General features: G+C 66.7%; 1 protein-coding gene. It reads left to right on the top strand.

All coding sequences use genetic code 11. From position 1 onward, the window contains the following. The coding region (locus DY467_RS25770) for a TolC family protein (RefSeq protein WP_164639876.1) at positions 1-417 on the top strand (417 nt) is incomplete at both ends.

Genomic DNA, 417 nt, shown 5'->3' with positions numbered 1-417 from the left:
CGCTGGCACAGACACAGGCCACTTTGCCGCCGCTGGAGAAGCAGCTCGCGCAGCAACGCAGCCAGCTGATGGCCTATCTCGGGCGTCTGCCCAGCCAGGATCGCGGCGAACACGTCAGCCTTGCGAGCCTCACGCTGCCGCGCAACCTTCCGGTCAGTGTGCCGTCGTCGCTGGTCCGCCAGCGTCCCGACATTGCCGCGGCGGAGGCTAGTCTGCACAAGGCCACCGCCACCGTCGGCGTCAATATCGCCAACATGCTGCCCCAAGTGAATCTCAGCGGCAGCTACGGTGGCTCCAGTCTGACGCCGGACAAGCTGTTCTCGCCGAGTTCGATAGCCTGGAGTGCTGCGGCCAGCGCCGCCCAGACCGTGTTCGATGGTGGCACCTTGTTTCACGACAAGGGGGCGGCGCTCGCGC

Origin of the sequence: Rhodopseudomonas sp. BR0G17 (genome assembly GCF_010907025.1) — a bacterium.
GTDB classification, from domain to species: domain Bacteria; phylum Pseudomonadota; class Alphaproteobacteria; order Rhizobiales; family Xanthobacteraceae; genus Rhodopseudomonas; species Rhodopseudomonas palustris_H.
This window is presented reverse-complemented; position numbering and strand designations above follow the sequence as displayed.